Here is a 25,839-nt window from a genome sequence, read left to right on the forward strand (position 1 = left end):
ACGACCTGCCTTGACAGACTAATACCCCTCCACTTTTTTTACCAATGAGTAACTATAGACAATTTCCAGCAGGGCCGAGCTGACAAGCGCCAACACCACAGAATAGACGCTCCAGCTGACCATCAGGTAAGCAGCACAAAAACTATAGAACGATATCACCGACACCACTTGGTTTCGCAAGACAAGGTCGTAGCGCTGGTGCGGCACATAAATGAAATAGATATGACTGCCTACAATCAAAAATGTCATTATGTTAAAACTCAACATGATCGACAAGTAATAGGCGTCGTGCATATCATGCACCGACACGAGGTCCACCACCCAGTAACCGCCGACCACCACAGAAAGAATACATAGCAGCCCGACAAAAAACTCTATCTTGATTACCTGACTGACTACATTTTTCTTGGCTTTCTTTACCATGATGGGAAACAGAGCCGCGTTTATATTAGAGGCCAACAAGCTGGGCACCGAAAATATTTTATTCGCCAGATCATAAATAGCCAGCTCTTTCATCCCGAAGAAAGAGCCAATGATAATCTCAACACTTTTCTGCTTGAGTGTATTCGTCGCCGTCGACCAAAAAAACGGCTGAACCTGCTGAAGCAATTGCTTCAGACTTGAGAATAATGGCCACGTCAACGCTTGACCGCTCATGTGGACAGCCACAACAAACGCAACCGCCGACGCAATCACATTGGTGAAGACCACAATGGCTGTATAAACTGCTATATCACCCTCGCCACTGATGGAAAAATAGATCAGCGGCAGAGATAGCAATTTAAAAGACAGCTGGATCAACGTCAGCACTTTCATTTTCTGCAAGCCATGAAAGTACCAGGTCGGTAAAAATATACACGACAGGGTATTGGCAAAGCATAAAAAGAACAGCGTGCTGTTGGATTTTAAAAAATCAATATTTAGCACCAACGCGACGAACACAATCAGCGCCAACACCTCCAACAACACTTTCGCCAGTGTCACTGAAGACAACAACGAGGCATGTAAATGCCTATCGTCTTGGCTCAGCGAAACGAGTTTGGCGGCATGCATATCAAAACCAAAATTTATGAACACCATAAAATAGGTTGCGATACTTGTGGCAAACACGAACAACCCATAATTATCAACACCCACCGTATTAATCACAAACGGGTAGATCAGGATATAAAAGAACGAGTTCATGACTTGCAAAATAGTCATATGGGAATAATTACTGATTACCCTCATATTTTGCTGTAGTAGTATTTTTATAGCAGCAAAATTCAACCAACACCTCACAAAGTTTTAACCACCTCAAAGCTCCCTTCAACTCAACACCCGAGGCTGCTGAAATCGCCGGGTCAAGCCTGAAGGAAACCTATACCGGAAATCAACTAAAACAAAGATTTTTCCCGTCTAAGCAGGCACAGCTCAGGCAAAGCCTCCAATGAGCAGTCCCACACTCGATGGAGTAGTAGAATATCCAACCTCGGCAATATTTTGTAAGGAAAAGCTGAAAGCTGCTGCCTATACGCATTAAGCGTACAAAAACCCGCTCAACGGCTTAACAACCTACTCCTTGAAAAGATATTTCCGACTTGCAGCGCAATTATACCCTTCAGTCCATGCTGCTGCAGCCAGCATGACTTTCGGTTAACTAGGCAGAAGGGGGAGAGTGTAGCAGGCGATTCAGACTATCCATGCCTAATGTGCAAAGAAACGCCTGGTAGGTGGACAGCAAGACCCGCTAGACAAGGTTTAAACTGCTCCGTGCAGCATCAAGGTGCCATCATTAAGAATTGCGCACATGGAAGGATCGATTATGCACAGGTATAAGCATCGTGCAAAAGCTGCTAGATGCCATAAGCATCCGCTCTAGAAGGGAACTGCGTGGTTGCCATACAAGTAGTTTGAAAATATAGGCATCAACCTACACCCTTCACATATCACTTGGAGCGAGGCCCGCATGATGGGTGTAGATACGAACAGAATGACTAACGCTCTGACGGCTTCGACCGACGCCGACCGTTAACGCGCAACAGCACGCCTAGTACAGGGCCGATAACCATCCCTACGATCAAGGACAGCACCATGAACACAGATGTCGGCATCTGCATGGTGGACCAGCCCAGGAATGAAACAGAGACCGCTTGCTGGTTTTCCAGCACAAAGCCCAAAACCACCAGCGCGACAATCAGCACCGATAAGACCAGAACAACGCGCTTAACCCCACGCATAATTTACTCCTACCTCAAAAAGACTCAGACGCCTTCTTCCTCGTCTTCGTTCACCCGATCGCGCAACTCCTTGCCCGGCTTGAAGTGAGGCACAAACTTACCGTCGAGGCTGACGGATTGCCCGGTCTTCGGGTTACGACCTACACGCGGTGCGCGGTAGTGCAAGGAGAAGCTACCAAACCCACGGATCTCAATTCGATCTCCGGTAGCCAGACACTGGGACATCTGTTCGAGCATAGTCTTGATAGCCAGCTCTACATCCTTGGATGAAAGCAGCCCTTGATGGGTGACAATTCGTTCGATCAACTCCGACTTCGTCATATTTTTCCCTTCTTTTTCAAGCAGCTAGGAAAAGCGCTTCGAAGGTTTTAGCATGACTCGATGAATTTGAACAGCCCACCCAGCAACTTATCTGCAGCATGGGCAAACACCCGCAACACGTGCCTCGCAGCCTCAATTGCAGATCACCAGCATGGTGCGAGTAACTGCACCAGCGGGGTTCCAGCCGAACAGGTAGTCGCCCTCTTCGTCCTTGGCATCACTGGATCGCGTGACGACCTTGTAGCCCTGCATCTTGCATTCCCGAGCAGCGCGCTTCTCGCACTTATCCCAATTGCTGCCAAGGCCCGAGCAGTCGATCTCAATGCCACTAACGCCGCGCTTGGCGTGGGTTTTGGCGCTGGTGGCGGAGCAACCAGCAAGCATTAACACTGCGAAAAAAATGATAACCCTGTTCATTTAAATCCTTATTGAAACAACAACGCTGTAGCGCTTTTATGAAGAACTATAGTCAGTTCTGACACCCGGCTACGCACCTTGGTTCTCAATTGTTGATTCAACGAATTTCAGGCACAAAAAAGGGCGACCGAAGTCGCCCTTTTTAATGGTCGGACAGAACTTAGTTCTGTTTTTCCATCTGTGCACGCAGTAGGTCGCCCAGAGTGGTAGGACCAGCAGAAGGCTCAGACGAGGCTGGCTTGTCGCGCAGGCTCTGAATGGCTTCTTTCTCTTCGATCTCGTCTTTCGACTTGATGGAGAGCTGGATTACGCGGCTCTTGCGGTCAACGCTGATGATCTTGGCTTCTACTTCCTGGCCTTCTTTCAGAACGTTACGCGCGTCTTCAACGCGGTCACGGCTGATTTCGGAGGCTTTCAGAGTCGCTTCGATATCGTCGGCCAGAGTGATGATGGCGCCTTTAGCGTCAACTTCTTTCACTGTGCCCTTAACGATTGCGCCTTTGTCGTTCTCTTGAACGTACTCGGAGAACGGATCGCTTTCCAGTTGCTTGATACCCAGGGAGATGCGCTCGCGCTCTGGGTCAACCGACAGGATAACGGTGTCCAGCTCGTCGCCCTTCTTGAAACGACGAACAGCTTCTTCGCCAACTTCGTTCCAGGAGATGTCGGACAGGTGAACCAGGCCGTCGATGCCGCCGTCCAGACCAATGAAGATACCGAAATCGGTGATCGACTTGATGGTGCCGGAGATTTTATCGCCCTTGTTGAACTGGCCAGAGAAATCTTCCCATGGGTTAGATTTGCACTGCTTGATGCCCAGGGAGATACGACGACGCTCTTCGTCGATGTCCAGAACCATAACTTCCACTTCGTCGCCGACTTGTACGACTTTCGAAGGGTGGATGTTTTTGTTGGTCCAGTCCATTTCGGAAACGTGTACCAGGCCTTCCACGCCTTCTTCCAGCTCAGCGAAGCAGCCGTAGTCGGTCAGGTTGGTAACACGCGCGGTTACGCGAGTGCTTTCTGGGTAACGCGCTTTGATAGCAACCCATGGATCTTCGCCCAGCTGCTTCAAGCCCAGGGAAACGCGGTTACGCTCACGATCGTACTTCAGAACCTTGACATCGATCTCGTCGCCAACGTTGACGATTTCGGAAGGATGCTTGATACGCTTCCAAGCCATGTCGGTAATGTGCAGCAGGCCATCGACGCCACCCAGATCGACGAATGCGCCGTAATCGGTGAGGTTCTTGACGATACCTTTGACTTGTTGGCCTTCCTGCAGGGATTCCAGCAGAGCTTCACGCTCGGCGGAGTTCTCTGCTTCCAGGACGCTGCGACGGGAAACGACAACGTTGTTGCGCTTCTGGTCGAGCTTGATGACCTTGAATTCGAGTTCTTTGCCTTCCAGGTGCGTGGTGTCGCGCACTGGACGAACGTCGACCAAAGAACCTGGCAGGAACGCACGGATGCCGTTAACGTCGACAGTGAAGCCGCCTTTAACCTTACCGTTGATAACGCCCTTGACCACTTCTTCAGCTGCGAAGGCTGCTTCGAGAACAATCCAGCATTCAGCGCGCTTGGCTTTTTCACGGGACAGCTTGGTTTCACCGAAACCGTCTTCAACCGAGTCCAGAGCAACGTGAACTTCGTCACCGACATTGATAGTCAGGTCGCCAGCATCGTTGTAGAACTGTTCCAGCGGGATCAGAGCTTCAGACTTCAGACCAGCGTGAACGGTTACCCAGCGAGCTTGGTAATCGATATCAACGATAACACCGGTGATGATGGAGCCTGCCTGAAGGTTCAGGGTTTTTAGGCTTTCTTCAAAGAGTTCCGCAAAGCTTTCGCTCATTTTAATTCCTGTTGATAAGGGCGAAGAATACGCCCATCTCCACACCCCAGACGGTGTGGGTTAGTTTCAATTAGAAGAAGCACCGCAGGACTATGACTGGTCCCCTGCAGCCTTCTTGGTCACCCGGCGATATCGCGAATGGCGATTTCACTTAAGATGCGTTCCAGCACCTGCTCGATGGACAACTCCGTGGAATCCAGCTGTATGGCGTCAGCCGCCGGCTTGAGCGGGGCTACCGCACGCTGGGTATCACGCTCATCGCGTGCACGGATCTCATCTAGCAGACTCGACAGACTAACACCATCGACTTTGCCCTTCAACTGCAAGTAACGGCGGCGAGCCCGCTCCTCGGCGCTGGCGGTCAGGAAAATCTTCAACGGCGCATCCGGAAACACGACGGTGCCCATATCGCGGCCATCGGCCACCAGGCCCGGCGGCTCCTGAAAAGCCCGCTGGCGCTGCAGCAACGCGTCACGCACGGCCGGCAGCGCGGCAACCTGGGAAGCCCAGGAGCCGACTTGTTCGTTACGCAGGTCATCCGTCACATCATCCCCTTCCAGGATAATGCGCTGGGGATGACCTTCCGTCGCGCCGACGAACTGCACATCAAGATGCGCCGCCAGCAACTTCAAGGATTCTTCGTTGGTCAGGTCGACGCCATGGTTGCGTGCGGCAAATGCCAGCAGGCGGTACAGCGCGCCGGAATCCAGCAGGCACCAGCCCAGGCGCTTGGCCAGGATGCCGGCGATCGTGCCTTTGCCCGAGCCGCTCGGCCCGTCGATGGTAATCACCGGTGCTTTGATATTCACAATTGAGCCTCTTGGGCAACACGGATGCCGACTTGGGCACACAGTGTAAGAAAATTCGGAAAAGATGTAGCTACGTTGGCACAGTCACGGATACGAATAGGCGCGGTCGCCCGCAGGGAAGCCACGCTGAATGCCATGGCAATCCGGTGATCACCATGGGCAAGCACTTCACCGCCGCCCAGCAGGCCACCATCAATGATAATCCCATCAGGCGTCGGTTCACACTTCACGCCCAATGCCAGCAGACCGTCGGCCATGACCTGAATACGATCAGACTCTTTGACCCGAAGTTCCTGGGCACCGCGCAATACCGTGCGTCCCTCAGCACAGGCGGCGGCAACAAACAGCACCGGGAACTCATCAATAGCCAACGGCACCAACGCTTCGGGAATCTCGATCCCCTTTAGCGCAGCGGCACGCACCCGCAGGTCAGCCACCGGCTCACCGCCAACTTCCCGCAGGTTTTCCAGGGCGATGTCCGCCCCCATCAACCGCAGAATATCGATTACCCCGGTACGCGTCGGGTTGATACCGACATGCTCCAGCAGCAATTCGGAGCCTTCGGCAATCGACGCCGCCACCAGGAAGAATGCCGAAGAGGAAATATCCCCCGGCACCTCTATATGCGTAGCTGTCAGCGCATGGCCAGATTCCACCGACGCCATCGCCCCCTCCACCACCACTGGGTAGCCGAAACCCCGCAGCATTCGCTCAGTGTGGTCACGGGTCGGCGCAGGCTCGATCACCGACGTTTTACCCTCGGCATACAACCCGGCAAGCAACAGACAGGATTTAACCTGAGCACTGGCCATCGGCAGCGCATAAGTAAACCCTTTCAAGGCCTGACCACCGCGAATAGTCAACGGCGGACGCCCCAGAGGTCCGGTTTCGATCACTGCCCCCATCTCCCGCAACGGGTCGGCCACGCGACTCATCGGGCGCTTGGACAGCGAAGCGTCACCCGTCAGGACACTGTCGAAGCTTTGCGCCGCCAGCAAGCCGGACAACAGGCGCATCGACGTCCCGGAGTTACCCAGGTAGATCGGCCCCGGCGCAGGCTTCAAGCCATGCAGGCCTACGCCATGAATGGTAACGCGCCCGTGGTGGGGCCCTTCAATCACGACACCCATGTCCCTAAATGCCTGCAACGTCGCGAGCGCATCCTCACCTTCGAGGAAACCTTCGATCTCGGTCACGCCATCGGCCAACGAACCCAGCATGATCGAGCGATGCGAGATCGACTTGTCGCCTGGCACCCGGATTTTCCCGCTCAAGCGGCCGCCCGGGTTGGCGAGAAAGTTCAGCTCATCGGCGTTCACTGCAGTTTCCATATAAGCCCGGCGAGCCAGGATCTTGCTGAAATGCTCGCGTGCCACCCGCGCCCGAGTGAATACGCCCAACAATTGATGGCCATCCCCGGCATCGACCGCGTCGCGCAAGGCATCGAGGTCACTGCGGAAGGTGTCCAGCGTGCGCAACACCGCTTCGCGATTGGCGAGGAAGATGTCGTGCCACATCACCGGGTCGCTGCCGGCAATCCGCGTGAAATCACGGAAGCCACCGGCGGCGTAGCGGAAAATGTCGAGGTTCTCGTTACGTTTGGCCAGGGAATCCACCAAACCAAACGCCAGTAAATGCGGCAAATGGCTGGTCGCCGCCAGCACTTCGTCGTGGCGCTCGACCTGCATATGCTCGACATCCGCACCCAGCTCGCGCCAAAGACGATCCACCACAGCCAACGCGGCCGGATCGGTTTGCTCAAGCGGCGTCAGGATCACCTTATGGCGACGGAACAGCTGCGCATTGGAGGCTTCCACCCCGCTCTGCTCGGAGCCGGCAATCGGATGGCCCGGTACAAAGCGCGCAGGCATGCCGCCAAAGGCCAGGTGCGCAGCGCGCACCACATTGCCCTTGGCACTGCCGACGTCCGTCAGGATCGCCTGCCCCAAGTCCATATCGGCCAGCAAGGCCAGCAACTTTTCCATCGCCAGAATTGGCACGGCGAGCTGGATCACATCAGCCCCCTGGCAAGCGACAGCCAGGTCAGCTTCACAGCGATCCACCACGCCCAACTCAACCGCCAGCTTGCGCGATTGCGGGTCCAGGTCAACACCGACCACTTCGCCACACAACCCGCTTTCACGCAGGCCTTTGGCGAAGGAGCCACCGATCAACCCCAGACCGACCACCACCAGGCGACCGATCATAGGCACAGCAGGTTGCAATGCAGTGACATCAACCACGAGCCAGAACCTTGGCCAACGCCTCCAGGAAGCGGGCGTTTTCTGCCGGCAAGCCAATGGTGATACGCAGGTGGTTCGGCATGCCGTAGTTGGCCACCGGGCGCACGATCACGCCTTCGCGCAGCAGGCCCTGAAACACAGGCGCGGCCACCTGGCCAAGGTCGACGCAAATGAAGTTGCCCTTGGAAGGGATCCAGCCCAGCCCCAGCTCACGGAAACCTTCCTGCAGTTGCAGCATGCCGGTTTCGTTGATGCGACGACTTTCTTCCAGGTACTCGGCATCCTTCACCGCCGCACAGGCTGCCGCCAGGGCAAGGCTGTTGACGTTGAACGGTTGGCGCACGCGGTTCAGCACGTCGGCCACCACCGCGGTGGACAAGCCGTAACCGACCCGCAGCGACGCCAGGCCATAGGCCTTGGAGAAAGTGCGCGACACCAGCAGGTTGGGGTAAGCCGCCAGGAAATCCAGGCCATCCGGCAGGTCGCTGCCTTCGGCGTACTCGATGTAGGCCTCGTCCAGCACCACCAGCACATGCTCCGGCACGTCTTGCAGGAAGTCGTTCAGCGCCTGAGCGTCGAACCAGGTACCGGTCGGGTTGTTCGGGTTGGCGATAAACACCACGCGGGTTTGCGCGTCGATGGCCGCCAGCATGGCCGGCAGGTCATGCCCCCAGTCCTTGGCAGGAATAACACGCGCGTCGGCACCGACCGCCTGCGTTACGATCGGATAGACGGCGAACGCGTGCTCGCTGAACACCGCGTTCAGGCCAGGCGCCAGATAGGCGCGACCGACCAGCTCAAGAATGTCGTTGGAGCCGTTACCCAGGGTCACCTGGTTCAGCTCAACCCGGCAGTTTTCGGCCAGCAGGGACTTGAGGGCAAAACCATTGCCGTCCGGGTAGCGGGTCAGCTCGGCCAACGCCTCATGAATCGCCGCCAACACCTTTGGGCTCGGGCCCAACGGGTTTTCGTTACTGGCCAGCTTTACGATCCTGGACGGGTCCAGGTTCAACTCACGCGCCAGCTCGTCCACAGGCTTGCCCGGCACGTAAGGCGACAGTTGTTGCACGCCCGGCTGAGCCAGGGCGAGGAAGTTGCCACTCATGTTAAAGCCTCACAAAACCGCTTTCGGGTAAGAGCCCAGCACCTTGAGTGCCACGGCTTCCTGACTGATTTTCTCCAGCACACCTTTAACCAGTGGGTCGCGGTGGTGGCCGACGAAGTCGATAAAGAACACATACGTCCATTTACCGCTGCGCGAAGGGCGTGTCTCGATTCGCGTCAGGTCAATCCCGTTATCGTGGAACGGCACCAGCAGCTCATGCAGCGCACCGGGCTTGTTGCTCATGGAGACGATGATCGAAGTCTTGTCGTCGCCGGTCGGCGGCACTTCCTGGCTGCCGATCATCAGGAAACGCGTGGAGTTGTCCGGGCGATCCTCGATTTTCTCGGCCAGGCGCGTCAGGCCATACAGGCCAGCGGCCATATCGCCGGCAATCGCCGCCGAATTCCACTCACCCTTGACCCGCTTGGCCGCTTCGGCGTTGCTGGACACCGCCACGCGCTCGACATTCGGGTAATGCGCGTCCAGCCACTTACGGCATTGAGCCAGCGATTGAGCGTGGGAATAGATCCGGCTGATGCTGTCGGTCTTGGTGTTCTCGCCCACCAGCAAGTGGTGGTGGATGCGCAACTCGACTTCGCCGCAGATCACCATGTCGTGCTCAAGGAAGCTGTCCAGCGTGTGGTTGACTGCGCCTTCCGTGGAGTTTTCCACCGGCACCACGCCAAAATTCACCGCACCGGCCGCCACTTCACGGAACACTTCGTCGATCGCCGCCATTGGCTTGCTGATCACGGCGTGGCCGAAGTGCTTCATGGCCGCCGCTTGGGTGAAGGTGCCTTCAGGGCCGAGATACGCCACTTTCAGTGGCTGCTCCAGCGCCAGGCACGACGACATGATTTCACGGAACAACCGCGCCATCTCCTCGTTGCCCAGCGGGCCCTGGTTGCGCTCCATTACGCGCTTGAGCACCTGGGCTTCGCGCTCAGGCCGGTAGAACACCGGCACTTCGCCTTCAGCCAGTGAGGCCATTTTTACCCGTGCTACTTCCTGGGCGCACCGCGCGCGCTCACTGATCAGTTCCAGGACTTTCTCATCCAGGCTGTCAATGCGTACGCGCAGGGCCTTGAGTTCTTGCTCAGACATTAGCCGTGTTCCTTTTCGAACTCTGCCATGTAGGAAATCAGCGCCTTGATGGCGTTGATATCGACAGCGTTGTAGATGGAGGCGCGCATGCCACCTACCGAACGGTGACCCTTGAGGTTCAGCAAGCCGCGCGCATCGGCACCGGCCAGGAATGGCTTGTCCAGACGGTCGTCAGCCAGGCGGAACGGTACGTTCATCCACGAGCGGTCGGTCAGGTTGATCGGGTTGCTGTACAAGCCGCTGGCGTCGATGAAGTCGTACAGCGTGCGCTTCTTCTCTTCGTTAAGCTTGCCCATGGCAGCCACGCCGCCCTGCTCTTTCAGCCACTCGAACACCAGGCCCGAGAGATACCATGCAAACGCCGGCGGGGTGTTGTACATCGAACCGTTATCGGCCGCGACCTTGTAGTTGAGCATGGTCGGACACAGCGAACGCGCACGACCCAGCAGGTCTTCACGGATGATGTTGACCAGGATACCGCTCGGGCCGATGTTCTTCTGCGCACCGGCGTAGATCATGCCGTATTGGGACACATCGATCGGGCGCGAGAGAATGTCCGAGGACATGTCGCACACCAACGGAACGTCACCCACTTCAGGCACCCAGTCGAATTCCAGGCCGCCGATGGTTTCGTTCGCTACGTAGTGAACGTAGGCCGCATCCTTCGACAACTTCCACTCGTTCTGACCCGGAATGGCGAAGTAGTCGTAAGGCTTGGCGGTGCCCGCCACATTGACATGACCGTAACGGGAGGCCTCTTCAATGGCCTTCTGGCCCCAGATACCGGTGTCGATATAGTCGGCAGTGCCGCCTTCCGGCAGCAGGTTCAGCGGCAGTTGGGCAAACTGCTGGCTTGCCCCGCCTTGCAGGAACAACACTTTGTAGTTGGAGGGGATGTCCAGCAAGTCGCGCAGATCCTGCTCGGCCTTGGTGGCAATGGACACGAACTCATCGCTGCGATGGCTCATTTCCATCACGGAGAGGCCTTTTCCATGCCAGTCGAGGAGTTCACCCTGCGCGCGCTGCAGGACTGCTTCAGGAAGCGCCGCGGGACCGGCACAGAAGTTATAGGCTCTCTTGCTCACATCCAATCTCACTCTGATCTGGTGGTAGTCACACAAACATATCAGCCGACACCCGATCCAATGTGGGAGCGGGCTTGCTCGCGAAAGCGATCTAACAGGCGACATCTCTGGTGAATGTCAGTCCGCTTTCGCGAGCAAGCCCGCTCCCACACTAGATCTCCATGGCTGTCGATATTTCCGGCCGGACAAACAACAAGGGGGCGAATCTTCATCCGCCCCCTGTGTGTCCGCTTATTCCTGCGGTTCTTCTTCGTCTGCGGCAGCGTCGAGGGTTGGCTCGTCGACGCCGTCATCGGCATCGCCGATCACTTGCCCCTCGAGTGCAATCCCTTCCTCGCCTTCCAGCTCCTCGCCCTCGACTTCCGATGGCTCCTGGACACGTTCCAGGCCTACCAGGGTTTCGTCGCTGGCCAGCTTGATCAGCGTCACGCCCTGGGTGTTACGCCCCAGGCTCGACACTTCAGCCACACGCGTACGCACCAGGGTGCCCTGGTCGGAAATCAGCATGATCTCCTCGCCATCGAGCACCTGGACCGCGCCGACCAGACCGCCGTTGCGATCGTTGCTGACCATGGCGATAACGCCTTGGCCGCCACGCTTGTACTCCGGGAACTCGCTGATGGCGGTGCGCTTGCCATAACCACGCGCCGAAGCGGTGAGGATCTGGCTGCCTTCTTCCGGGATCAGCATCGAAATCAGCTTCTGCCCTTCCGGCAGACGCATGCCGCGTACACCGCGGGCAGTACGACCCATGGCGCGAACGTCGGATTCCTTGAAGCGCGTCACTTTGCCGCCGTCGGAGAACAGCATGACTTCACGCTCGCCATCGGTGATAGCGGCAGAAATCAACACGTCGCCTTCGTCCAGCTCCAGGGCGATCAGGCCCACGCTGCGTTGACGGCTGAAGGATTCCAGCGGGGTCTTCTTCACGGTGCCTTTGGCGGTGGCCATGAAGATGAAGTGACCCTCGGTGTACTCATCGACCGGCAGCATGGTGGTGATGTATTCATCACTGTCCAGCGGCAGCAGGTTGACCAATGGACGACCACGGGCGGCACGCGAGGCCTCCGGGATTTCGTAGGTTTTCAGCCAGTACACTTTGCCTTTGCTGGAGAACAGCAGCAGCGTGGTGTGGCTGTTGGCGACCAGCAGGTGAGCGATGTAGTCCTCATCCTTAACGCCAGTAGCCGATTTGCCTTTACCACCACGACGCTGGGCCTGGTACGCAGCCAAAGGCTGGGTCTTGGCGTAGCCACCGTGGGAGATGGTCACGACGCGCTCTTCTTCCGGGATCATGTCACCCAGGGTCAGGTCGAGACGGGCATCCAGGATTTCAGTGCGGCGCACGTCGCCGTATTCGGCGCGGATCACTTCCAGTTCTTCGCGGATCACTTCCATCAGGCGCACGGCGCTGTTGAGGATGCGGATCAGCTCGCCGATCTGGTTGAGGATCTCCTGGTACTCGGCCAGCAGCTTCTCGTGCTCCAGGCCGGTCAGGCGGTGCAAACGCAGTTCCAGAATGGCCTGGGCCTGTTCCGGCGACAGGAAGTACTTGCCTTCGCGCAGACCGTATTGCGGGTCGAGGGTCTCCGGACGGCACGAGTCGGCACCGGCACGTTCAACCATCGCAACCACGGCGCTGGATTCCCACGGCATCTTGATCAGTGCTTCTTTCGCTTCCGACGGGGTCGGCGAAGCCTTGATCAGTGCGATAACCGGGTCGATGTTCGACAGTGCAACCGCCTGGCCTTCCAGGATGTGGCCGCGCTCGCGGGCCTTGCGCAGTTCGAACACGGTACGGCGGGTCACGACTTCGCGGCGGTGACGCACGAAGGCTTCCAGCAGATCCTTGAGGTTCAGGATGCGCGGGCGGCCGTCGATCAGTGCAACCACGTTGATACCAAACACGCTTTGCAGCTGGGTCTGGGCGTAGAGGTTGTTGAGGATCACCTCAGGCACTTCGCCACGACGCAGCTCGATCACCACGCGCATACCGTCTTTGTCGGACTCGTCACGCAGTTCGGTGATGCCTTCCAGCTTCTTCTCTTTAACCAGCTCGGCGATCTTCTCGATCAGACGCGCCTTGTTCAGCTGGTAAGGAAGTTCGGTGATGACGATCTGCTGACGGCCACCGACCTTGTCGATGTCTTCGATCATCGAGCGGGCGCGCATGTAAATACGGCCGCGACCGGTACGGTAGGCTTCGATGATACCGGCGCGACCGTTAATGATCGCGGCGGTCGGGAAGTCCGGGCCGGGGATGTATTGCATCAGCTCATCGACGGTCAACTCAGGGTTGTCGATGAGGGCCAGGCAACCGTCGATGACTTCACCGAGGTTGTGCGGCGGAATGTTGGTGGCCATGCCCACGGCGATACCGCTGGAGCCGTTGACCAGCAGGTTCGGAATACGGGTTGGCATGACCGCCGGGATCATTTCGGTGCCGTCGTAGTTCGGCACCCAGTCCACGGTTTCTTTATGCAGGTCGGCCAGCAGCTCGTGCGCCAGCTTGGTCATGCGCACTTCGGTGTATCGCATGGCCGCAGCGTTGTCGCCGTCGACCGAACCGAAGTTGCCCTGGCCGTCTACCAGCAGGTAGCGCAGGGAAAACGGCTGGGCCATCCGAACGATGGTGTCGTACACCGCAGTGTCGCCGTGAGGGTGATACTTACCGATCACGTCACCGACAACACGGGCAGATTTCTTGTACGGCTTGTTCCAGTCGTTACCCAGCTCGCTCATCGCGAACAGCACACGCCGGTGCACGGGCTTCAAGCCATCGCGCGCATCAGGCAGTGCCCGACCGACAATTACGCTCATCGCGTAGTCGAGGTAGGACTGTTTCAGCTCGTCTTCGATATTGACCGGGAGGATTTCTTTGGCCAGTTCGCCCATGAGAAGCCTGATTCCTTTTTCGGGTGAAACCTCGTCACATCCTATGGGACGAACGAAGCTCGCCGCTGCCGGCAGAGTGCCTGACAACGACTTACGACAAATCAACGAGTTATGACACGGATCTGCACGTTATAGGCCACCCCTCGGGGCAGCCCTGGAAACCGCCGGATGTTATCACAATCGCCGCCACGCACCTATCCCCCAGACGCGCATGGAGCATAGTAAGTTGACGGATGACAGGCTTGAGGGCGACGAGAGGGGCTCAGAGATAGGGTGGTGCTATTTTTCCGGTGCAGATCCGAGGGGTTTATTGACTTTCAAGGCCAATCGCGGGCAAGCCCGCTCCCACATTTTGGATGTGCCCACCTGTCAAAGGCGGAAACTGGCTTGCCGGTGATAGCGACACCACAGACAGCAAAGCCTTTAATGCAGCCGCTTACGGCACATCAACTTGGCCAACTTCGCCGTATCCGGCCGCTCGACAATGCCTTTTTCGGTCACTATCACATCAATCAGATCGGCCGGGGTGACGTCGAACACGGGATTAAGGGCAGCCACATCCAATCGCTGCCCCATAACATCCAGCAACTCGCCGGGATCACGCTCTTCCAGGGCGACGTCATCGCCAGTGGCCATCATCAAATCGAGTGTCGAGCTTGGCGCCACCACCATGAAGCGCACGCCATGGTGCATGGCGCAGACGGCCAGCTGATAAGTGCCGATCTTGCCGACCACATCACCGTTGGCCGCAATGCAGTCGGCGCCGACAATCACCCAGGTCACGCCTTTGGTCTTGAGGATATGCGCGCCGGCCGAGTCAGCATTCACCGTGACCGCAATACCGTCTGCCGCCAACTCCCACGCCGTCAGCCGCGAACCTTGCAGCCAGGGGCGGGTTTCATTGACGTAGACATGCTCGACCAAACCCTCCAGGAAAGCCGCACGAATCACCCCAAGAGCAGTGCCGACACCGCCGGTGGCCAAGGCGCCCGCATTGCCATGGGTCAGGATCGCCTGAGCATTGCCCTGATGCTTGCGAATCCGCTCGAGGCCCAATTGGGCCATGACGAGGTTGGCTTCCCGGTCGCTTTCATGGATCGCGATGGCTTCGGCTTCCAGCACGACCAGCGCGTCGGCGGGCTTCTTCACGCGGTCCAGCCGATCACGCATGCGCTTCAAGGCCCAGAACAGGTTCGACGCCGTCGGACGAGTATCAGCCAGTAATGCGTAGTCTTCTTCCCACGCTGCCTGCCAGTCGCCACCTTCGGCGATCCGCTCACGCGCGGCGAGCACCAGACCATAGGCGGCGCTGATACCGATCGCAGGCGCTCCACGCACCACCATGGTACGAATGGCGTCGGCCACTTCAGCTGCAGTGGCGCAGACAACCCAGGTTTCCCGGGACGGCAAGGCACGCTGATCGAGCAGGTGCAGTGCGCCATCACGCCAATCGATGGCCTTCACTTTCTCCGCAGCTAACAGTCGGTCGCGCATCCCTTACCCCGCACTCATGAACAAAAGCCGCGGATTATAGCGATCCGCCAGCCAGGACGCTCGGGTATACTTCGCCCTTCTTTTATAGCTGCCCGGGAAGAAGCCTGCGATGACCTCCACTGCCGCCCCGCTCGACCTGTTGCTGCTGCCCACCTGGCTGGTACCTGTCGAACCTGCCGGCGTGGTGCTCAAGGAACATGGCCTGGGCATCCGCGACGGGCGCATCGCCTTTATCGGGCCGCGGGCTGCGGCCTTGAAGCTGGCGGCTAGCGAGGTGCGCGAGCTGCCGGGCATGTTGCTCAGCCCCGGTTTGATCAATGCCCACGGCCACGCGGCAATGAGCCTGTTTCGCGGCCTGGCCGACGACCTGCCGCTGATGACCTGGCTGGAACAGCACATCTGGCCCGCCGAGGCCAAATGGGTCGACGAAGCCTTCGTGCGCGACGGCACCGACCTGGCCATCGCCGAGCAGCTTAAAGGCGGCATCACCTGTTTTTCCGACATGTATTTCTACCCCAAGGTCGCCAGCGACTGCGTGCACAACAGCGGTATGCGTGCACAAATCGCGATTCCGATCCTCGACTTCCCGATTCCCGGCGCCAGCAGCGCCGACGAGGCCATTCGCCAGGGCGTAGAACTGTTCGGCGACCTCAAGCACCACCCGCGCATCAAGATCACCTTCGGGCCCCACGCGCCTTACACCGTATGCGATGAGAACCTGGAAAAAATCCGGGTGATCGCCGAAGAACTCGACGCGTCCATTCATATGCACGTGCACGAAACCGCCTTCGAAGTGCAGCAGGCCGTCGAGCAGACCGGTGAACGCCCACTGGCGCGCCTGGGTCGCCTCGGCCTGCTCGGCCCGCGCTTCCAGGCCGTACACATGACCCAAATCAGCGAGGATGACCTGGCTTTGCTGGTAGAAAGCAACACCAGCGTTATCCATTGCCCGGAATCGAACCTGAAACTGGCCAGCGGCTTTTGCCCGGTGGAGCGTCTGTGGCAGGCTGGCGTGAATGTGGCGATCGGCACCGACGGCGCCGCCAGCAACAATGACCTGGATTTGCTGGGCGAAACCCGTACCGCTGCGATGCTGGCCAAGGCGGTCGCCGGCTCGGCCACCGCGCTGGATGCCCACCGCGCCCTGCGTATGGCCACACTCAACGGTGCTCGGGCCATGGGCCTGGAGGGCGAGATTGGCTCGCTGGAGGTCGGCAAGGCTGCCGATATCGTGGCCTTTGATCTTTCGGGGCTGGCGCAACAACCGATCTACGATCCGGTCTCACAGCTTATATATGCCACCGGACGCGATTGTGTGAAACACCTTTGGGTCGCCGGCAAGCAGTTGCTCGACGACCGGCAATTGACCCGCATGGATGAACCACAGTTGACCGCCACGGCCATTGCCTGGGGCCAACGGATCAGCGGGCACAGCGAATAACGCAGGGTTTGAACCTAAGCTTCAACACCTGCAAACCGATTTATCAGATTTAGAGGATTTATCATGAGCAACGTCGACCACGCCGAAATCGCTAAATTCGAAGCCCTGGCCCACCGCTGGTGGGACCGCGAAAGCGAGTTCAAACCCCTGCACGACATCAACCCGCTGCGGGTCAACTGGATTGACGAACGCGTCAACCTGGCCGGCAAGAAGGTGCTCGACGTCGGTTGCGGCGGCGGCATCCTCAGCGAAGCGATGGCCCAGCGCGGCGCCACCGTCATGGGCATCGACATGGGCGAAGCCCCGCTCGCCGTGGCCCAGTTGCACCAACTGGAATCCGGCGTGAGCGTGGAATACCGCCAGATCACCGCCGAAGCCCTGGCCGAGGAAATGCCCGAGCAGTTCGACGTGATCACCTGCCTTGAGATGCTCGAGCACGTACCGGACCCGTCCTCGGTCATTCGCGCGTGCTTCCGCATGGTCAAGCCGGGCGGCCAGGTGTTCTTCTCCACCATCAACCGCAATCCCAAGGCCTACCTGTTCGCGATCATCGGCGCCGAATACATCATGAAGTTGCTGCCGCGTGGCACCCACGACTTCAAGAAATTCATCCGTCCGTCCGAGCTGGGTGCCTGGAGCCGTCAGGCCGGGCTGACCGTCAAAGACATCATCGGCCTGACCTACAACCCGCTGACCAAGCACTACAAGCTGGCCAGTGACGTGGACGTCAACTACATGATCCAGACTCTGCGCGAGGAGTAAGCCTGTGAAGTTGCGAGCGGTTCTCTTCGATATGGACGGTACTTTGCTGGACACCGCGCCGGACTTCATCGCGATCTGCCAGGCCATGCGCGCCGACCGCGGCCTGGCGCCGATCAACGACCAGCACATCCGCGATGAAATCTCCGGCGGTGCGCGGGCGATGGTCGCCGTGACCTTCTCGATGGACCCCGAATCCCCTGGCTTTGAAGAACTGCGCCTGGAGTTCCTGGAGCGCTATCTCAAGGGCTGCGCAATCCACAGCAAACTGTTCGACGGCATGGCCGAGTTGCTGCAAGACATCGAAAAATCCAAGCTGGTCTGGGGCGTGGTCACCAACAAACCGCTGCGCTTTGCCGAGCCGATCATGCAGCAGTTGGGCCTGGCGGAGCGCTCGGCGCTGCTGATCTGCCCGGACCACGTGAAGAACAGCAAGCCGGACCCTGAGCCGCTGATCCTGGCGTGCAAGATGCTCAACCTGGACCCGGCCAGCGTGTTGTTTGTGGGCGATGACCTGCGCGATATCGAGTCCGGCCGTGACGCTGGCACCCGCACCGCAGCGGTCACGTTCGGCTACATCCACCCCGATGACAACCCACGCAACTGGGGCGCCGATGTGGTGGTGGATCACCCGCTGGAACTGCGCAAGGTGCTGGATAATGCACTGTGCAGTTGCTGATTGCTCACCGGTCCTGCTGACCTATGAAGACCCGATGTGGGAGGGGGCTTGCTCCCGATAGCGGTAGGTCAGTGATTGATACAGTGCCTGACACTCTGCAATCGGGAGCAAGCCCCCTCCCACATTAGGATTTGTGTACTGTTCTTGGTTCAGTGTTTGTAAACCTACTGAACTCTGTCGAGGCTATTTATGTTTGATTACTGCGCACGTCCAGAACTGCTCAAAGGCCGGGTGATCCTGGTGACCGGCGCCGGTCGCGGGATTGGCGCGGCGGCGGCAAAAACCTACGCCGCCCATGGCGCCACCGTGCTGTTGCTGGGCAAGACCGAAGCCAACCTGGCCGAGGTGTACGACGCGATCGAAGCCGCCGGCCAACCGCAACCGGTGGTGATTCCGTTCAACCTGGAGACCGCCCTGCCCCATCAGTACGATGAGCTGGCGGCGATGATCGAAAAAGAATTCGGCCGCCTCGACGGCCTGCTGCACAACGCCTCGATCATCGGCCCACGCACACCGATCGAGCAGTTGTCCGGTGAGAATTTCATGCGAGTGATGCACGTCAACGTCAACGCGATGTTCATGCTGACCAGCACGTTGCTGCCGCTGCTCAAGCTGTCCCAGGATGCGTCGGTGGTGTTCACCTCCAGCAGCGTCGGGCGCAAGGGCCGGGCGTACTGGGGCGCTTATGGCGTGTCGAAGTTTGCCACTGAAGGCCTGATGCAAACCCTGGCCGACGAGCTGGAGGACGTGGCGGCGGTGCGCTCCAACAGTATCAACCCGGGCGGAACACGCACCAGCATGCGCGCCCAGGCGTACCCCGGTGAAAACCCGATGGAAAGGCCGGCGCCGGAAGAGATCATGCCGGTGTACCTGTACCTGATGGGCCCGGACAGTACGGGCATCAATGGGCAGGCGTTTGATGCGCAGTAAAACCTGACACAGCACAAATCAAACGGTGGAACCGGGTTTAAGTGGGAGCTGGCTTGCCTGCGATGGCATCACCGCGGTGTATCTGACATACCGAGTTGATACCATCGCAGGCAAGCCAGCTCCCACATTGGTTTGCGGTGTATCTGGGGGTTTAGTTTTTCACCACGTCCTCAAGGGTGAAACGCCCCAGCGGGTTTTGCAGGAAGTTACTCACATTCTTGCGTGAGATGTTGATGTACGGGCTGTAGTACAGATCAATCCAGTTCACATCCTGTTTCGCCAGCTTCTGCAACTCCACATACATCTGCTCGCGCTTGACCGGGTCGGCCTCGATCCGCGCAGCCGCCACCAGTTCCTTGACCTTGTCATTCTTGTAGCGGGTCATGTAGTTCTGGTTGGTGTCATGGCCCAGTACGAAAGTGGTCTTCTGGTCCGGGTCGAGAATGTCGTTGGTCCAGTACATCACTGAAATGTCGTACTCACCGTCCACCAGCATCTGCCAGCTTTGCGTCGGGTCGACTTTCTGCAGGTTGGCAGTCACGCCGACCTTGGCCAACTGGTCCTTGATGATCACTGCAATCTGCTCGTCCGCTTCGTTGCCGGCGTTGACCACGTAGTTGAGCTTCAAATCCTTGGCGCCAGCCTCTTCCAGCAGTTTCTTCGCGGCCGTCGGGTCATACGGGCGCTGCAGGTTGTTGGCATAGTGGAACAGCGAGCCTTTCGGGATGTAGGAATAGGCCACGGTGCCTTGACCGTAAGTCGCAGTCTTCACCAGCGACTGTTTGTCGATGGCCATGTCCAGCGCCTCGCGCACTGGCTGCTTGGCCAGCAGACCGTGAGCGTGGTTGATCAGCAGGTGATCTTCACGGGTGGACGGGTCGGAGTGGATCACCACGTTTTTGTCTTTCTTCAGTTCTTCCACGCGGGAGAACGGTACGAAGATCGCCGTGTCGAGTTCGTTGTTCTGCACCATGCGCATGCGCGTGTTGTCGTCCGTCACGGAGACCCACTCCACGCCATCCAGGCTGACGTTCTTGGCCTGCCAGAAGTTCGGGTTCTTTTTCAGGATGACGCGATCGCCTTTGCGCCACTCCTCTACGGTGAACGCGCCGGAGGTCACCGGGTTTTCCGAGTAGGCGTCCTCGCCCATTTTGGTCATGGCTTTTTCCGACAGGATCGATACCGTCGGCGAGGCCAATTGCGAGAGGAAGGCCACGGCCGGGGTTTTCAGGGTGACCACAAGGGTCTTGGGATCACTGGCCTTGGCCGTGCTGATCAGGCTGAACGGGTCACTCCACAGCGACGCCTTGTTGTCGCGGATGCGCAACAGGCTGAACGCCGCGTCGTCGGCGGTGATCGGCGAGCCATCGGAGAACTTCGCGTCACGCAGCTTGAAGGTGTAGGTCAGGCCATCCTTGGAAATCTCCCAGCTTTCAGCCAGGCCCGGCTCCATCTTCGTGCCCAGGTTATCCACGCGCACCAGGGTGTCGTAGACGTTGGCGAATACCCAGGTGTCGCGGTTTTGCGCGCTTTTGATCGGATCGAAAGTGGTGCTGTCTTCACGGCAGCCAATGGTCAGCACGCCAGCGGCGTGAGCCAACCCTGCAGTGAGGGACCAAGCGGTCAATGTAGCCGCGGCGAGCAACTTCAAGTGGCGGGATTGCATGTCATAACTCCTTGTTCATGAATGGCAGAAAGGGGCAAAGGTGCTTCAAGCACGCAACTGTATCGATGCTCGTGCAGGAAATGAGTAGGCGGCAACACCACGGAACACATTGTCCGGGCGTAGCGGCAACGCGGGTGAAAGGCGCAACCTGCGGGCAAATTCAACGGGCTCGGCGGCTCACCCGGCAACGGCTCCGCAGGCAAAGGCCGACGCGGATCAATCTCGGGAATCGCCTCGATCAGCGCCGCTGTATACGGATGGCGCGGCGCGGTAAACACCGCCTCCACCGGCCCTTCCTCAACGATCTTGCCCAGGTACATCACCGCCACGCGGTCGCACAGGCGACGCACGATGGCCAGGTCATGGGCGATAAACAGGATCGCCAGGTTCATGCGCTGTTGCAGTTCCAGCAACAGGTTGATGATCTGGCCCTGAATCGACACATCCAATGCCGCCACGCACTCATCGGCGATGATCAAGCGCGGCTCTACCGCCAGCGCCCGAGCGATACCGACACGCTGGCATTGGCCACCACTGAGTGAACCAGGTTTGCGGTTGGCCAATTCGGGGCGCAGGCCGACCAGTTCGAGCAATTCATTGACCCGCTGGGGAATTTGCTCTGGCGCGGCTTTGCGTTGCACCCGCAGCACTTCGGCAATGGTTTCGCCAATGGTGTGGCGTGGGTTCAGGGCGGCGTAAGGGTCCTGGAAAATCATCGCGGTTTCATGGCGCAGGCGAGCGATGTCGATAGCGCTGCCATGGGCCATGTCCACGCCATCGAACAAGACCTGCCCGGCACTGATCGGGTTGAGGTGCAAAATTGCCCGGCCCAGTGTGCTCTTGCCGCTGCCGGACTCGCCCACCAGACCCAGGGTTTCACCGGCGGCCAGGTTCAGCGACACACCGTTCACCGCCCTCACCCACTGTTTATTCAGGCCAAACAAACCGGTGCCGGACGCCGCAAAACGCACCTCGAGGTCCTTGATCTGCAACAGGCTCATGGTTGGCCTCCCAAGGGATAGTGACAGGCCACCCGCGCACCTTCCGGCAGCAACTCGGTGCACAAGGCGCCCACCTGCGGGCAGCGCGGGTTGAACCGGCAACCGGCGGGCAAGGCATCCAGCAACGGCGGCTGGCCAGCAATGGTACGCAGCAAGGCGTGGCCGCTGCTGTGGGCGGGCTGGCAATCGATCAGGCCGGCGGTGTACGGGTGTTGTGGATGGGCCAGCAAGTCGTACTTGCTGCCGTGTTCGCACAGGCGCCCGGCGTACATCACCGCGATCGAGTCACAGGTTTGCGCCACTACGCCGAGGTCGTGGGTGATCATGATCATCGACAGGCCATGCTGGTCGCGCAAGTCCAGCAACAGGCGCAGGATTTGCGCCTGCACGGTCACATCCAGCGCGGTGGTCGGCTCGTCGGCAATCAGCACTTTCGGGTTGCAGCCCAGGGCCACCGCGATCATTGCCCGCTGACGCATGCCGCCGGAAAACTCGTGAGGGTAGTTATCGACTCGCGCCTTGGGATCGGGAATGCCGACCTGGCGCAGCACCTCGATGGCGTGCAAGCGTGCGTCTTTTTTCGACGCGCCTTGATGCAGCCGAATACCTTCGGCGATCTGCTCGCCGATGCGCATCAGCGGGTCAAGATGGCTGCTGGGGTTCTGGAAAATCATACCCAGTTGCCCGCCCCGCACGGCGCGCATGCCGGGGTCATCCAGTTGCAATAAATCGCGACCTGCCAGGCGCACGGCACCGCCTTGCACGCGCAGATTGGCCGACGGCAACAGCCGCATCAGGCCGCGACAGGCCATGGTCTTGCCCGAGCCACTCTCGCCCACCAGGCCGAGGATTTCGCCTTCGGCCAGGTTGAAGGACACCCGGTCAACCAGCGTGACATCAAGCCCGGCGTTATGGGCGATCACGCTGAGGTCCTGCACTTGAAGCAGGCTCATGAACGGTCTCCCAACACTTGCGCCACGCCATCGGCCAACAGGCTGAAACCCATGGCCAGGGTCACGATGGCCAGGCCCGGGAAGGTGCAAATCCACCAGGCGGTGGTGATGAACGCCTGCCCTTCGGCCACCATCGTACCCCACTCGGCCGTCGGCGGTTGCACACCCAGGCCCAGATAACTCACGGCGGCGCCGTTGAGCAGCACCAGCACCGCGTCGGACATGGAAAACACAATCGAGCCAAACATCGCGTTGGGCAGCAAATGCCGGAACAGAATGCGCCCGTGGCCAAAGCCCAGGCTCTTGGCGGCCAAGGCGAAGTCGCTTTCCTTGAGCACCAGGATCTGTGAGCGGATCAGCCGCGCATACGACACCCAGCCCACCAGCGCCATGGCGATATAGAAGCTCTTCAAGCCCGGGCCGAGAATGGCCATGATCGCCAGCATCAGCACCAGGAACGGGAACGCGAGGATCACGTCGATCACGCGCATGCAGACGCTGTCGAAGCGACCGCCGATGTAGCCGGAGACGGCGCCGACGAAGGTGCCGATCATGAACGGGAAAATCACCCCGATGATGGCCAGTTGCAAGTCGATACGCGCGCCCCAGACCACCCGCGAAAGAATGTCCCTTCCGTAGTTATCCGTGCCGAACGGGTGGGCCATGCTGGGGCCCAACAAGCTGATATCGGTGTTTTGCGCAATCGGATCAAAAGGCGCAACCCACGGTGCAAACAGTGCCAGGGCAAACCAGGCCAACAAAATCAACAACCCCCACGCAGCGGTCAGTCGACCATTACGAAAACCAAAACGCAGGCGCAAACGCCACGGGGCAATCAGTGGGCGGCTGCTCATTGCATCTTCACCCGTGGGTCGAGGGCCACCGTCACCACGTCAGCGACGAAGTTGACCACCACCGTCGCACACGCCAGCACCATGGCCACGCCCTGCACCACCATGTAGTCACGGGTGAAGATGCCGCGCACCAGCAACTGGCCGATGCCGGGAATGGCGAAGAGACTCTCGATCACCACGGTGCCGCTGATCAACCACCCGATATTCACCGCCAGCAAGTTGACCGCCGGCACCAGGGAATTGGGCAACACATGCCGACGGAACACGGCGGCCTCCGACAGCCCGCGCGCCCGGGCAGCGGTGACATGGTCGGCCTGCAACTCCATCAGCATGCTCGCGCGCAGGTTACGCACCAGCACCGCCGACAGCGCCAGGGCGATGGTCAAACAGGGCAGCAGCATATGGTGAGCCTTATCCAGCCAGGTGCGCCCGTAGCCGGACACCGGGAACAGGCCCCACTTCACGCTCAGCAACAAAATCAACATCAAGCCCAGCCAGAACGCCGGCATGCCCAGGCCAACCGTGGTGAACACGCGGATCAGGTTGTCTGCCCAACCACCTTTATTGCGCGCCGCCACCGTCGCCAGCGGCACTGCAATCAAGAGCGCCAGCAGCACACTGCCGAGCACCAGTACCAAGGTCGGTTCGATCCGCGTGACGATCAGCTTCAAGGCGTCAACCTTGTACAACAGCGACTGGCCGAGATCGCCCTTGAGCAAGTTCTTGAGGAAGTAGAAATACTGCAGCCACAACGGTTGATCGAGGCCGTACTGGGCGCGGATTTTCAGCAACGCATCCGGCGTACTGCGTGAGCCCAGCAAGGCCCGCGCCGGGTCGCCGGGGATCGAGCGCACCAGCACAAAGGTGATCAGGCTGATGCCAAACAACACCGGCAGCAATTGCAGCGGCCGGGACAGTACAAAACGGTAACGCGCCAGGTTCATCCGTCAGCCTCGATGGCGAGCGAGGAAGTCCAGCAGCACCGGGAAGTACGCGTGGGGTTCCTCATAAAAGGGCATGTGGCTGCTGTTGGGAAACACGTGCAATTCGGCATGCCTGGCGGCCAGCTTCATGCGATGGGCGCAGGCCGGCGTGAGTTCATCGTGCTGGCCGGTGGTGATCAGGATTGGCATCTTGAACTCGGCCATCTCGGGGATGCGGTTCCAGTCCTTGAGGTTACCGATGTACAGGAATTCGTTGGGGCCCTGCATGGCTTCGTAGGGTCCCATGTTCCAATCGCCAAGGGAGCGTTTGACCGGCTCCGGCCATTCGTCCAGACGGCAGACGTGGCGGTAATTGAGCAAAGTAATCGCGGCCTGGTACTGCGGATGGTCCAGGGTGCCCATGGCTTCATGGCGCTGCATCATGGCCACGGTTTCGCTGCCGAGGGCACCGCGCAGGCGTTCGAGCTCCTGGGACAGGTGCGGAATGTCGCCGACGGTGTTTTCGAGGATCAGGCTTTTCAGTGCGTCGGGGTAATGGATGGCGTATTCGATGCCCAGCCAGCCGCCCCAGGAATGCCCCAGCAAATGCACACGGCCGAGATCCAGGGCACGGCGCACGGTTTCAACTTCTTCGACATAACGGCTGATTTCCCACAAGGAAACGTCGGCCGGTCTGGCTGATGCGCCGGTACCAAGCTGGTCGAATGCAACCACTCGCAGGTTATGGTCTTTGAGCCAGCCATGGGCGTCGCGCAAGTAGTCACATGGCAAGCCCGGGCCGCCATTGAGACACAAGAGCACCTCATCGCCGTCGCCAAAGCTGTAGACCACGACGTTATGGCCGTCGACTTGCACGTTGTACTGCTGGTCGGGGGCAATTTCACGCCACATGCATACGTTCCTTGTGTTGTATCGGCCTGGCAGTCAGCGGCCGTTTATCTGGCCAACACTACCGAGGATGCCGTGCGTCCATAACCTAGTATTTCTTATAGGTTTGGCCTGGCAGTCCTTCGCCGGGGCGTGGCATTCTACTTGCCGCAAGTCGAGATTCAAATGAATTCGGGA

General features: G+C 58.9%; 22 protein-coding genes. 4 read left to right on the forward strand and 18 right to left on the reverse strand.

Translation table 11 applies throughout. The features are described from left to right. Positions 1 to 18 precede the first annotated feature (18 nt). From ACDZ94_RS16320 to mtnA, 12 genes are all read right to left on the reverse strand, one after another. Complete coding sequence (locus ACDZ94_RS16320; protein WP_432750445.1) at positions 19 to 1,203, reverse strand: oligosaccharide flippase family protein; 1,185 nt, start codon at positions 1,201 to 1,203, stop codon at positions 19 to 21. 773 nt (positions 1,204 to 1,976) lie between these two features. Beyond that, complete coding sequence (locus ACDZ94_RS16325; protein ID WP_432750446.1) at positions 1,977 to 2,219, reverse strand: lipopolysaccharide assembly protein LapA domain-containing protein; 243 nt, start codon at positions 2,217 to 2,219, stop codon at positions 1,977 to 1,979. 24 nt (positions 2,220 to 2,243) lie between these two features. Then, positions 2,244 to 2,540 carry an integration host factor subunit beta gene (ihfB, locus tag ACDZ94_RS16330; protein WP_003218804.1) on the reverse strand — a complete coding sequence of 99 codons (297 nt, stop codon included), beginning with the start codon at positions 2,538 to 2,540 and terminating at the stop codon, positions 2,244 to 2,246. Between the two features lie 132 nt (positions 2,541 to 2,672). After that, positions 2,673 to 2,957: a hypothetical protein gene (locus ACDZ94_RS16335; protein ID WP_064451490.1), complete on the reverse strand. Its 285-nt coding sequence runs from the start codon at positions 2,955 to 2,957 to the stop codon at positions 2,673 to 2,675. Positions 2,958 to 3,117: 160 nt separating this feature from the next. Then, on the reverse strand, positions 3,118 to 4,812 hold the full coding sequence (gene rpsA, locus ACDZ94_RS16340; RefSeq protein ID WP_064451489.1) for a 30S ribosomal protein S1: 1,695 nt from the start codon (positions 4,810 to 4,812) through the stop codon (positions 3,118 to 3,120). 119 nt (positions 4,813 to 4,931) lie between these two features. Next, entirely contained in the window at positions 4,932 to 5,621 is a 690-nt protein-coding gene (cmk, locus tag ACDZ94_RS16345; RefSeq protein ID WP_016971485.1) for a (d)CMP kinase, read from the reverse strand. Then, positions 5,618 to 7,828 carry a bifunctional prephenate dehydrogenase/3-phosphoshikimate 1-carboxyvinyltransferase gene (locus ACDZ94_RS16350; protein WP_064454881.1) on the reverse strand — a complete coding sequence of 737 codons (2,211 nt, stop codon included), beginning with the start codon at positions 7,826 to 7,828 and terminating at the stop codon, positions 5,618 to 5,620. The genes cmk and ACDZ94_RS16350 overlap by 4 nt, the downstream gene beginning before the upstream one ends. 28 nt (positions 7,829 to 7,856) lie before the next feature. Next, positions 7,857 to 8,969, reverse strand: a complete 1,113-nt coding sequence (gene hisC / locus ACDZ94_RS16355) for a histidinol-phosphate transaminase (protein WP_064451488.1) — start codon at positions 8,967 to 8,969, stop codon at positions 7,857 to 7,859. Between the two features lie 9 nt (positions 8,970 to 8,978). Beyond that, positions 8,979 to 10,073, reverse strand: a complete 1,095-nt coding sequence (gene pheA, locus ACDZ94_RS16360; protein ID WP_064451487.1) for a prephenate dehydratase — start codon at positions 10,071 to 10,073, stop codon at positions 8,979 to 8,981. Then, positions 10,073 to 11,158, reverse strand: a complete 1,086-nt coding sequence (serC, locus tag ACDZ94_RS16365; protein WP_064451486.1) for a 3-phosphoserine/phosphohydroxythreonine transaminase — start codon at positions 11,156 to 11,158, stop codon at positions 10,073 to 10,075. The genes pheA and serC overlap by 1 nt, the downstream gene beginning before the upstream one ends. 231 nt (positions 11,159 to 11,389) lie before the next feature. Then, the gene (gyrA, locus tag ACDZ94_RS16370; RefSeq protein WP_432750447.1) at positions 11,390 to 14,053 is read right to left on the reverse strand and encodes a DNA gyrase subunit A; all 2,664 of its coding nucleotides are present in this window, start codon (positions 14,051 to 14,053) and stop codon (positions 11,390 to 11,392) included. Between the two features lie 423 nt (positions 14,054 to 14,476). After that, positions 14,477 to 15,547 (reverse strand): S-methyl-5-thioribose-1-phosphate isomerase, encoded by a 1,071-nt coding sequence (mtnA, locus tag ACDZ94_RS16375; RefSeq protein ID WP_064451484.1) that lies wholly within the window; start codon positions 15,545 to 15,547, stop codon positions 14,477 to 14,479. A gap of 109 nt (positions 15,548 to 15,656) precedes the next feature. Here mtnA and ACDZ94_RS16380 point away from each other — a divergent pair, with 109 nt between their 5' ends. The 4 genes from ACDZ94_RS16380 to ACDZ94_RS16395 all read left to right on the forward strand — a co-directional run bounded on the left by ACDZ94_RS16380 (position 15,657) and on the right by ACDZ94_RS16395 (position 19,356). Beyond that, positions 15,657 to 16,988 carry a TRZ/ATZ family hydrolase gene (locus tag ACDZ94_RS16380; protein ID WP_432750448.1) on the forward strand — a complete coding sequence of 444 codons (1,332 nt, stop codon included), beginning with the start codon at positions 15,657 to 15,659 and terminating at the stop codon, positions 16,986 to 16,988. Positions 16,989 to 17,051: 63 nt separating this feature from the next. Then, positions 17,052 to 17,750, forward strand: coding sequence for a bifunctional 2-polyprenyl-6-hydroxyphenol methylase/3-demethylubiquinol 3-O-methyltransferase UbiG (ubiG, locus tag ACDZ94_RS16385; RefSeq protein ID WP_064451482.1), 699 nt, complete (start codon positions 17,052 to 17,054; stop codon positions 17,748 to 17,750). A gap of 4 nt (positions 17,751 to 17,754) precedes the next feature. Continuing rightward, the gene (mupP, locus tag ACDZ94_RS16390) at positions 17,755 to 18,426 is read left to right on the forward strand and encodes an N-acetylmuramic acid 6-phosphate phosphatase MupP (protein WP_064451481.1); all 672 of its coding nucleotides are present in this window, start codon (positions 17,755 to 17,757) and stop codon (positions 18,424 to 18,426) included. 189 nt (positions 18,427 to 18,615) lie between these two features. Continuing rightward, the gene (locus ACDZ94_RS16395) at positions 18,616 to 19,356 is read left to right on the forward strand and encodes a YciK family oxidoreductase (protein WP_259762881.1); all 741 of its coding nucleotides are present in this window, start codon (positions 18,616 to 18,618) and stop codon (positions 19,354 to 19,356) included. 151 nt (positions 19,357 to 19,507) lie between these two features. On the opposite strand, the gene ACDZ94_RS16400 is transcribed toward ACDZ94_RS16395, so the two are convergent. From ACDZ94_RS16400 to ACDZ94_RS16425, 6 genes are read right to left on the reverse strand one after another with little or no spacing between them, the layout of a single operon-like run. Then, positions 19,508 to 21,022, reverse strand: coding sequence for an ABC transporter substrate-binding protein (locus tag ACDZ94_RS16400; protein WP_221294253.1), 1,515 nt, complete (start codon positions 21,020 to 21,022; stop codon positions 19,508 to 19,510). After that, positions 21,004 to 22,023 (reverse strand): ABC transporter ATP-binding protein, encoded by a 1,020-nt coding sequence (locus tag ACDZ94_RS16405; protein WP_432750449.1) that lies wholly within the window; start codon positions 22,021 to 22,023, stop codon positions 21,004 to 21,006. Before ACDZ94_RS16405 ends, ACDZ94_RS16400 begins: the two co-directional genes overlap by 19 nt. Beyond that, positions 22,020 to 22,976 (reverse strand): ABC transporter ATP-binding protein, encoded by a 957-nt coding sequence (locus ACDZ94_RS16410; protein ID WP_432750450.1) that lies wholly within the window; start codon positions 22,974 to 22,976, stop codon positions 22,020 to 22,022. Before ACDZ94_RS16410 ends, ACDZ94_RS16405 begins: the two co-directional genes overlap by 4 nt. Then, positions 22,973 to 23,830: an ABC transporter permease gene (locus ACDZ94_RS16415; RefSeq protein ID WP_432750451.1), complete on the reverse strand. Its 858-nt coding sequence runs from the start codon at positions 23,828 to 23,830 to the stop codon at positions 22,973 to 22,975. Before ACDZ94_RS16415 ends, ACDZ94_RS16410 begins: the two co-directional genes overlap by 4 nt. Continuing rightward, positions 23,827 to 24,774 (reverse strand): ABC transporter permease, encoded by a 948-nt coding sequence (locus ACDZ94_RS16420; RefSeq protein WP_064451475.1) that lies wholly within the window; start codon positions 24,772 to 24,774, stop codon positions 23,827 to 23,829. Before ACDZ94_RS16420 ends, ACDZ94_RS16415 begins: the two co-directional genes overlap by 4 nt. A gap of 3 nt (positions 24,775 to 24,777) precedes the next feature. After that, on the reverse strand, positions 24,778 to 25,665 hold the full coding sequence (locus ACDZ94_RS16425; protein ID WP_262667379.1) for a proline iminopeptidase-family hydrolase: 888 nt from the start codon (positions 25,663 to 25,665) through the stop codon (positions 24,778 to 24,780). Positions 25,666 to 25,839 lie beyond the last annotated feature (174 nt).

The sequence above is a fragment of the Pseudomonas sp. UBT genome, from assembly GCF_050915955.1.
GTDB classification, from domain to species: Bacteria; Pseudomonadota; Gammaproteobacteria; order Pseudomonadales; family Pseudomonadaceae; genus Aquipseudomonas; species Aquipseudomonas antarctica_A.